Here is a 9,013-nt window from a genome sequence, read left to right on the forward strand (position 1 = left end):
GGCCCCCGCGCACGTGAGAGGGATCTCGATACACGCGCTTCGCGCGCACTCGATCAGCGGGGGTCGAGCTCGCGTTTCGTCTCGCTTCGCTCGCTCAACGACCCGGGGTCGGCCCCCGGCACCCGTGAGGTGCGGGTCGTTGAGCGAGGGAGCGGAGCGACCGAGACGAGACGCGTTCCCGCATGAGGGGCGTTTCGTCTCGCTTCGCTCGCTCAACGACCCGGGGTCGGCCCCCGCGCACGTGAGAGGGATCTCGATACACGCGCTTCGCGCGCACTCGATCAGCGGGGCCCGAGCTCGCGTTTCGTCTCGCTTCGCTCGCTCAACGACCCGGGGTCAACGACCGGGGGTGGGGGGCGCCGCGGCGAGGAGGTCGCGGATCTGCAGCAGCAGCTCCTGCTCGGTGGGGAGCTCGGATGCCTCTTCCTCGGCGATGCCGGCCTTCGCCGCGGCGCGCTCCTTCCAGCGGTTCATCGGGTACACGAACACGAAGTACACGACCACGGCCACGGCCAGGAAGTTGATGATCGCGCCGAGGATCATCCCGAAGCCGAAGAAGACGGGCTCGCCACTCAGATTGGTGACCGTCCAGCCGACCTCGTCGAGGCTGCTCGCGTTGAACACGAGCGCGATGAGCGGGTTGATGAGTCCGGCGACGATGTTGTTCACGATCAGCGTGAACGCGGCGCCGATGACGACCGCGACCGCCAGGTCGATGACGTTTCCGCGGAGGATGAACTCCTTGAAGCCCTTGATCATGTGACGCTCCTCACTGTCTCCGGCTTCCGCCGGTCACGACCCGGTCGAGGCGGGGGAGGCTTTCGCCTCCGACTTCGATGATGTCGAAGACGGCGAAGAGCCGCCAGTCGAAGGCGACGACGACGAGGACGACGCGGCCGAGGTCGAGGCATCCGACCCCTTCTTCTCACCTGCGCGCGAATCGGTGCGGTAGAAGCCCGAGCCGTTGAAGGTCACGCCGATCGAGCCGTACTCCTTGCGCAGGGGTCCGCCGCACTCGGGGCACTCGGTGAGGGCGGGATCGGCGAAGGACTGGACCGCGTCGAAGCGGTGTCCGCACTGCTTGCAGGCGTAGGCGTAGGTGGGCATGTCTCTCTCGGTCGTTCAGCGCCGGACGGGCGCGAGGACGATGGTCTGCGTGGGGGTCACGACGCCGCTGACGGGTTGGTCGTGCAGGTCGCTCGGAACCTCGTCGAGCACCTCGGAGTCGAAGACCACGGCGTACACCGGAGGGCAGCGCTCCATCGACCCGATCGTCTTGTCGAAGTATCCGCGTCCCCAGCCGAGGCGCATGCCGGTGCGGTCGACGGCCGCGGCGGGGATCACGAGCAGGTCGACGTCGTTGACGGCGATGGGGCCGAGCAGCTCGCCGACGGGCTCGGGGAGCCCGAACATGCCCTCGGTGATGTCGAGCTCGGGTGTCGCGACCGACCAATCGAGCAGGCCGTCGGCTCGGGTGACGGGAAGGAGGACTCGGATGCCGCGCCCCACGGCCCCGGCGACGAATTCGCGCGTGCCGGGCTCGGTGGTGGTCGAGAGGAAGCAGGAGATCGACCGGGCGCCGACGCTTTCGACGAGCGCGTCGAGCTGTGCGTGGATGCCGACGGCCGCGACTTCGCGGGCCTGCGGGGTCAGCAGCTGCCGCCGCTCCCTCAGCTCTGCTCGGAGCGCGCGCTTCGCATCGGCGATCGCGTCGGACATGCCCTTGATTCTAGGCGTCGCTGCGCGGGTCGGCCGTCCGCGCGGCATATCGCGGCGGCCGAGCGGGTGTCAACGCACGGGGGTCGCTGACCTGAGGACCCTAGAATGCTCGCATGCCCCACACATCCATGAAGGCCGTCATTCCTGCGGCCGGACTCGGCACGCGCTTCCTTCCGGCAACGAAGGCCATGCCCAAGGAGATGCTGCCGGTCGTCGACAAGCCGGCCATCCAGTACGTCGTGGAGGAGGCCGCTCAGGCGGGCATCGACGACATCCTCGTCATCATCGGTCGCAACAAGAACGCGATCTCGAACCACTTCGACTCGGTGCCCGAGCTCGAGGAGAAGCTGAAGGACAAGGGCGACGTCGATCGCCTGCACCGGGTGCTCGAGTCGAGCGACCTCGCCGACATCCACTTCGTGCGTCAGGGCGAGCCGAAGGGTCTCGGTCACGCGGTGCTGCGTGCCAAGGCGCACGTCGGCGACTCGTCGTTCGCGGTGTTGCTCGGTGACGACCTCATCGACGAACGCGACGAGCTGCTCACGACGATGATCTCCGAGCACGAGCGCACCGGCGCGACGATCATCGCCCTCATGGAGGTCGCTCCCGAGCACATCCACATGTACGGCGCTGCGGCCGTCGAGGCCACCGACACCGACGGACTCGTCAAGGTCACCGGGCTCGTCGAGAAGCCGAAGAAAGAGGACGCGCCGTCGAACCTCGCCATCATCGGCCGGTACGTGCTCAGCCCCGGCGTGTTCGAGATCCTCGAGCGCACCGAGCCGGGCAAGGGCGGCGAGATCCAGCTGACGGACGCGCTGCAGGAGCTCGCGGCCGACACCGAGGGTCCGGGCGTGTACGGCGTCATTTTCCGTGGTCGCCGTTACGACACCGGCGATAGGGTGGACTACATCAAGGCCATCGTGCAGCTCGCCGCCGATCGTGACGATCTCGGACCCGAACTGCGACCCTGGTTCAAGGAGTTCGCGGCGAACCTCTGACGCCGCCCGTACGAGGGGGTCACGTGGACCTGACGGCTCCCCGCCGACACGGACCGGTAGCCATCCGGCTCGTGCGGCCGCGTGATGCCCGCGTGTTGCAGAACGAGCTGCTCTCCAACCGCGAGTGGCTGCGGCCATGGGAGGCGACGAGCCCCGACGGACCCGTCTCGTTCGACATGCGGCTCGGCGTACGTCGCCTGCTGCAGCAGTACCGCGACGGCGCGGGCGTGCCCTTCGTCATGGAGCACGACGGCAACATCGCCGGTCAGCTGAACGTGTGGGGGATCGCGCGCGGCTCCCTCGCCTCCGCGACGATCGGATATTGGGTGAGCAAGCGGTTCGCCGGGCGCAACATCACGCCGACGGCCGTCGCGATGGCGACCGACATCTGCTTCACTGAACTTCGCCTGCACCGCATGGAGATCTGCATCCGGCCAGAGAACCAGGCGAGCCTCCGGGTGGTCGAGAAACTCGGCTTCCGCTACGAGGGTCTGCGCCGGCGGTACATCCACATCGACGGCGACTGGCGCGACCACTACGCCTTCGCACTGGTGCGCGACGAGGTGCCCGAAGGGGTGCTGCAGCGCTGGCTGGCGGGCCGTGCGCCGCACGACGCAGCGACCGTGCCGCCTGCAGATCGTCTGCACGCCTAGAGCGACACGCGACGGGATGCCTCGGCCGAGGCATCCGCTCGCTTACCGTTGTCGACATGGGCGGGCAAGTGCTGGGCGGCGGGGTCATCGTTCTCGTCGCCGTGCTCCTGTGGCTCGTCTATCTGCTTCCGACGTGGCACAGCCGGCGTCAGTTCGACGCCGCTGAGCGCAACGCCGTTCGATTGAACCAGGCGCTGCGCGTGCTGGCCGAGACGAGCGAGACGCCGCAGGAAGTTCGCCTCGAGCTCAACGCCCGCACCGCGATGGCGCAGCAGCGGCTCGCGCGTCAGGCGCTCGCGCAGCGCGAGTCGGCCGCCCTCCAGCAGGCGAAGGCCGACCTCGAGCGCGCCCGTACCGAGCGAGAAATCGCCGAGGCGGCAGCCCGGATCGACCTGGAGCGCGCTCGTGCCGAGCGCGCGGCCGCGCAGGCGCAGGCTCGGGCTGAGCTTGAAGCCGCCCAGGCCGCGGCTCGGGCCGAGGAGTCTGCCGCGCGTTCGGCGCCGGCGGCGCGACGCGCGCGTGCCCGACGTCGGTTCCGGTTCGTGGCAACGCTGATGCTTGTTCTGGGCGTGTCCGTTGCCGGCTTCGGCGTGTTCGAGGTGCTGGCGACCGGGGTGCAGGTGTGGTTGTGGGCGGGCGTGGCGGTGGCCGCGGCATCCGCTCTGGTTCTTCAGCGGCTGTCGCGGGTCGCGTCGCGCGCCACGGTTGGCGTTGCCGCGCCCGTGGCGCGTCCGGACGTGCGCGTGCAGGACGTTGAGCTCGAGCCCGCGTCGCGCGCGTGGGCGCCGCGCGAGCTGCCTCGGCCGCTCACCGCGTCTGCGGGTTCGCGGGCCGCGGCGATGCTCGAGGTCGAGGCCGCGCGGGAGTCGATGCGGCAGGCCGCGCTCGAGGAGGCCATGCGCGAGCGCGCCGAGGTGCAGCGTCCGCCGTCGATCGACACGGCCCGGGTCGCCCGCGCCGACTTCGCCGGGATGGGCTACGTCGACGACGCCGAGATCGAGGCGCACGTGCGCGGACTCCTCGCCCGGAGGGCCTCGGGGGAGTAGGGCCGGGGCTCCTGGGCCGGCCGGGGTTCGCGGTCGGTCGCAGAATCGGAGATCGTGCGCGGCGCGCCGGGATGAGGCATCCGTTCCCGGCGTGTCGGCGACGAACTCCGATTCTGTGCACGGGGACGGTCGCAGCCGCCGTTCGGTGTCCACGGATGCCGGGTGTGCGGGTGCCGCCGGGCGGAGGTCATGGCCGGTCGCAAGATCGGAGATCGTTCGCGGCGCGCCGGGACGAGGCATCCGTTCCCGGCGTGTCGGCGACGATCTCCGATTCTGTGCAGGGGACGGCCGCAATGGCCTCCTCCCGGCCGCGGTTCAGTGTCCACAGATGGCGGGTGTAGGGGCGCCGTATGCCTGTACCCGTGGACAGCGGACGGTGTGGGTAGGGTCAGGCACCGGATGCCCCAGGCCGGCGCCGGACGGAGCCGCCGGCCGGTCGGGGAGGCCTCTGGGAGCGTGATAATCTAACGGAGGTTCACGGGCCTGTAGCGCAGTTGGTAGCGCGCCTCGTTCGCATCGAGGAGGTCAGGGGTTCGATTCCCCTCAGGTCCACCAACGCAGAAGAGCCCCCGCTTGCGGGGGCACTTCTGCGTTTATCGGCGCTGCGGATCGAACCCCTGGGTGGGCCCACGCCGCAGAGGCTCCGCGCGCTGCGAAGCGGCGCGTGGAGGAGCGGTGGGGACGATTCCCCTCAGGTCCACCAAGGCAGAAGCGCCCCCGTTCGCGGGGGCTCTCTTCGTTCATGGGGCGCTGCCGCGGCAACCCGCATTGCGCCCGCACAGGGGGTGCGCTAAGCATGGTCGAGGCGTCGATCCGGGGTGGCGTCCGCTGATCGAGCGATGGGGGCAACACCGTGTCGATATCCGCTGTGCACCGCACGCTCCTCGCGCTGTCGGTCGTGGGCGTGGTCACCGCCGCGCTGACCGCCTGCACGAGCGCCGAGCCCGACGCCTCACCGTCGGCATCACCTTCCGCGTCCAGCACGGACGGCGCCCTGGCGATCGTCGAGGACGGCCTCGCCGGCGACATGAGCGACGCGCTCGCCGCAGCCGCGACGGAGGCCTTCGGCGGGGTCAGCGCTCCGGGCGCGGTCATGGCCATCCGAACGCCGGACGGGACGTGGGCGGCGACGATCGGCCATCAGAACTGGGACGAGACCATGCCGATGACCGCGGACGTCAGGCAGCGGGTCGGCAGCGTCACGAAGACCTTCACGATCACCGCGCTCCTGCAGCTGGCGGAGCGGGGCGAGCTCTCCCTCGACGATCCCATCGAGATGTACGTCCCCGGGATGCCGAACGGCGAGGCGACGCTGTACGAGCTCGCGGCCATGCGCAGCGGCATCCCGTCGTACACGTTCGATGAGTCCTTCCAGGACACCCTGTTCGGCGACCCGAACTACGTGTGGACTCCGCAGCAGCTGGTCGACCTGGTCAAGGGGACCGAGCCGATGTACCCGCCCGGCGCCCAGACGTTCTACTCGAACACCAACACCGTGCTGTTGGGCATGGTGATCGAGCAGGTCGCCGGAGCGCCGATCGAGGACGTCATGCGCGCGCAGATCATCGATCCGCTCGGGCTCTCCGCGACCGTCTTCCCGGCGGATGCGGCGTTCCCCGAGCCGCACGCGCAGGGATACACGACGCAGGGGACGGACGACAACATACCGGTCGACGCCACGGACTGGAATCCGTCGTGGGGCTGGTCGGCGGGCGCGATGATCTCCGACCTCGACGACCTGCTGGTCTGGGGCGAGGCGCTGGCGACCGGCGAGGGCATCCTGTCGTCGGAGTGGCAGGCGACCCGACTCGACTCGTTCGACTTCGACGTGCCGGTCTACCTCGGACCCGACCAGAACGCCCCGCAGACACCTGCGCGCGCCTACGGGCTGGGGCTCGGTCTCGCGCTCGGCTGGTACGGCCACACCGGCGAGCTGCCGGGCTTCAACACCGTCGTCCAGCACCATGCCGAATCCGGAACCACCCTCGTCGTCATGGTCGACAGCGACATCAAGTCGGGGGAGTGTCCGGCCGAGGCGCCCACCACGCCCGGAGCTCGCACGACCGGGCCGTGCGAGGATCCGGCGGTCCACATCGCCAACGCCCTCGCCGCAGCCACGGGTCACCCGCTCGTCGAATCCGGCGACTGACGCCGGCCGGGATCAGGCGGGCGTCGCCTCCGCCGCAGCCCGGGCAGCGGCCGGCAGCGCGTCGATGATCTGGCCCACGGCCTCGTCGTCGTGCGCAGCCGAGACGAACCACGCCTCGAACACCGACGGCGGCAGCGAGACGCCCTGGTCGAGCATCGCGCGGAAGAACGGCGGGTACCGGAACGCCTCCTGCGCCTTCACCGTCTCATAGTCCGTCGGCGGCTCGGCGGCGAACTGGATCGAGAACAGGTTGCCCGAGCGCTGGATGACGTGCGTCACCCCCGCTTCGGAGAGAGCGGATGCCGCGGCATCCGCGATCTGCGCAGCGGCACGGTCGATGCGGGCATAGGCGTCCGCGTCGAGATGGTCGAGGGTCGCCCGGCCCGCGGCGACGGCGAGCGGATTGCCGCTCAGCGTGCCCGCCTGGTACACCGGCCCGAGCGGGGCGAGCAGCTCCATGAGGGCCGCCGATCCGCCGAGCGCGGCGAGGGGCAGGCCTCCGCCGACGACCTTGCCGAACGTGATGAGGTCGGGGGTGAACGGCACGGGATCGATGCCGTACCAGCCGGCCGGACCGACGCGGAAGCCGGTCAGCACCTCATCGAGGATGAGGAGGGCGCCGTGCGCGTGGGCGAGGTCGGCGATCGCGGCGTTGAAGCCGTGAGCCGGCGGGACGATGCCCATGTTCGCCGGCGCCGCCTCGACGATGATCGCCGCGATCTCGGCACCGCGCAGCGCGAACACCTCGCGCAGTGCGTCGAGGTCGTTGTACGGCACGACGAGTGTCTGTGCGGCGATCGGCGCGGGTACACCGGCCGAGCCGGGCATGGCCAGCGTCGCCACGCCGGATCCCGCCTCGGCGAGCAGGCCGTCGGAGTGCCCGTGGTAGTGCCCGGCGAACTTCACGACGAGGTCGCGGCCGGTCGCGCCGCGGGCGAGGCGGATCGCGGTCATCGTCGCCTCGGTGCCGGTCGACACGAGGCGGACGCGCTCGACCGGGTGGGTCGAGGGCGTTTCGTCTCGCTTCGCTCGCTCAACGACCGGGGGGTGGGCGTCGGTGGGCTCAACGACCGGGGAGTGCGCCGGGGGCATTGCGTCTCGCTGCGCTCGCTCAACGACCGGGACTCCGGGGCGGGCGACGCGGGAGGCGATCAGCTCGGCCAGCTCGGTCTCGCCGGGGGTCGACGCGCCGAAGCCGAGGCCGTGGGCCGCGGCATCCTGCACCGCCTGCACGACGGCGGGATGCGCGTGCCCCAGAATCGCGGGGCCCCACGAGCCGACGAGGTCGACGTACTCGCGTCCTTCGACGTCGGTCACGCGCGGACCCGACGCCGAGACGAAGAACCGGGGCGTAGTGCCGACCGAGCCGAAGGCGCGGACGGGCGAGTTCACGCCGCCCGGCATGGCCGCGCGGGCGCGGGCGAACTCGTTCTCGTTGGTGGTCTGCGTCATCACCGGATCCATCCCGCCAGCTCGACCGCCCAGTACGTCAGCACGGCATCGGCGCCGGCGCGGCGGATGCCCACCACCGATTCCTCGATCGCCCGGCGGCGGTCGATCCAGCCGTGGGCGGCGGCGGCCTCGATCATCGCGTACTCGCCCGAGACCTGGTACGCCCAGACGGGGATGGGGCTGGATGCCGCGGCATCCGCCAGCACGTCGAGATAGCTCATCGCGGGCTTGACCATCACGACGTCCGCACCCTCGGCCACGTCGAGCTCGATCTCGCGGGCGCCCTCGCGACGGTTCGCGGGGTCGAGCTGGTAGGTGCGGCGGTCGCCCTCGAGCGAGGACTGCACGGCCTCGCGGAAGGGGCCGTAGAAGGCGGAGGCGTACTTGGCCGCGTACCCGAGGATCGGGGTGTTGCCGTAGCCGCTCGCGTCGAGCGCGTCGCGCACCGCGGTGACCTGGCCGTCCATCATTCCGCTGAGGCCGAGCAGCTGCGAGCCAGATTCGGCCTGGGCCACGCCCATGTCGCGGTAGCGCTCGAGCGTGGCGTCGTTGTCGACGTAGCCGTTGCCATCGAGCACGCCGCAGTGGCCGTGGTCGGTGAACTCGTCGAGGCACAGGTCGGTCTGCACGACGAGCGCGTCGCCGGCCTCGGCGACCGCGATGCGCGTCGCGACGTTGAGGATGCCGTCGGGATCGGTCGCTCCCGACCCGATCGCGTCTTTGCGCTCGGGCACGCCGAACAGCATGATTCCGCCGATGCCGGCGGTCGCGGCATCCGTCACCGCTCTCTTGAGGGTGTCGGTCGTGTGCTGGACGACGCCCGGCATGGAGGAGATCGGCACGGGGTCGCCGGCACCTTCGCGCACGAAGACGGGCAGGATCAAGTCGGCGGGGTGCAGGCGCGTCTCGGAGACGAGACGGCGCATCGCGGGCGTGGCGCGCAGGCGCCGAGGCCGGGGGTGCCCGAGGGGGGGGGGCCCCCCCGGAAAAAGA

Annotated in this window: 9 protein-coding genes and 1 tRNA gene; 5 read left to right on the top strand and 5 right to left on the bottom strand. The window is 70.6% G+C overall.

What is annotated here, in order from left to right; translation table 11 throughout:
* Positions 1 to 336: 336 nt before the first annotated feature.
* From mscL to JX005_RS05790, 3 genes are read right to left on the bottom strand one after another with little or no spacing between them, the layout of a single operon-like run.
* The gene (gene mscL / locus JX005_RS05780) at positions 337 to 759 is read right to left on the bottom strand and encodes a large conductance mechanosensitive channel protein MscL (protein ID WP_214466458.1); all 423 of its coding nucleotides are present in this window, start codon (positions 757 to 759) and stop codon (positions 337 to 339) included.
* Positions 760 to 792: 33 nt separating this feature from the next.
* Positions 793 to 1,107: an FmdB family zinc ribbon protein gene (locus JX005_RS05785; protein WP_214466459.1), complete on the bottom strand. Its 315-nt coding sequence runs from the start codon at positions 1,105 to 1,107 to the stop codon at positions 793 to 795.
* A gap of 15 nt (positions 1,108 to 1,122) precedes the next feature.
* Entirely contained in the window at positions 1,123 to 1,719 is a 597-nt protein-coding gene (locus tag JX005_RS05790; RefSeq protein WP_214466460.1) for a 5-formyltetrahydrofolate cyclo-ligase, read from the bottom strand.
* Positions 1,720 to 1,832: 113 nt separating this feature from the next.
* Between JX005_RS05790 and galU the strand changes: the two genes are divergently transcribed.
* From galU to JX005_RS05815, 5 genes are all read left to right on the top strand, one after another.
* The gene (gene galU / locus JX005_RS05795; protein WP_214466461.1) at positions 1,833 to 2,720 is read left to right on the top strand and encodes a UTP--glucose-1-phosphate uridylyltransferase GalU; all 888 of its coding nucleotides are present in this window, start codon (positions 1,833 to 1,835) and stop codon (positions 2,718 to 2,720) included.
* Between the two features lie 23 nt (positions 2,721 to 2,743).
* Positions 2,744 to 3,373 carry a GNAT family N-acetyltransferase gene (locus JX005_RS05800; protein WP_214466462.1) on the top strand — a complete coding sequence of 210 codons (630 nt, stop codon included), beginning with the start codon at positions 2,744 to 2,746 and terminating at the stop codon, positions 3,371 to 3,373.
* Between the two features lie 56 nt (positions 3,374 to 3,429).
* Positions 3,430 to 4,419, top strand: coding sequence for a large exoprotein (locus tag JX005_RS05805; RefSeq protein ID WP_214466463.1), 990 nt, complete (start codon positions 3,430 to 3,432; stop codon positions 4,417 to 4,419).
* A gap of 479 nt (positions 4,420 to 4,898) precedes the next feature.
* Positions 4,899 to 4,974, top strand: a tRNA-Ala gene (locus tag JX005_RS05810).
* 298 nt (positions 4,975 to 5,272) lie between these two features.
* Complete coding sequence (locus tag JX005_RS05815) at positions 5,273 to 6,568, top strand: serine hydrolase domain-containing protein (RefSeq protein WP_214466464.1); 1,296 nt, start codon at positions 5,273 to 5,275, stop codon at positions 6,566 to 6,568.
* Between the two features lie 12 nt (positions 6,569 to 6,580).
* Here JX005_RS05815 and hemL read toward each other — a convergent pair whose 3' ends face one another.
* A complete protein-coding gene (hemL, locus tag JX005_RS05820; protein ID WP_214466466.1) occupies positions 6,581 to 8,020 on the bottom strand; it encodes a glutamate-1-semialdehyde 2,1-aminomutase in 1,440 nt (479 codons plus the stop codon).
* Entirely contained in the window at positions 8,020 to 8,964 is a 945-nt protein-coding gene (gene hemB / locus JX005_RS05825; RefSeq protein WP_372447325.1) for a porphobilinogen synthase, read from the bottom strand. Before hemB ends, hemL begins: the two co-directional genes overlap by 1 nt.
* Positions 8,965 to 9,013: the final 49 nt, after the last annotated feature.

Source organism: Microbacterium flavescens (genome assembly GCF_018588945.1).
Classification (GTDB): Bacteria; Actinomycetota; Actinomycetes; order Actinomycetales; family Microbacteriaceae; genus Microbacterium; species Microbacterium flavescens.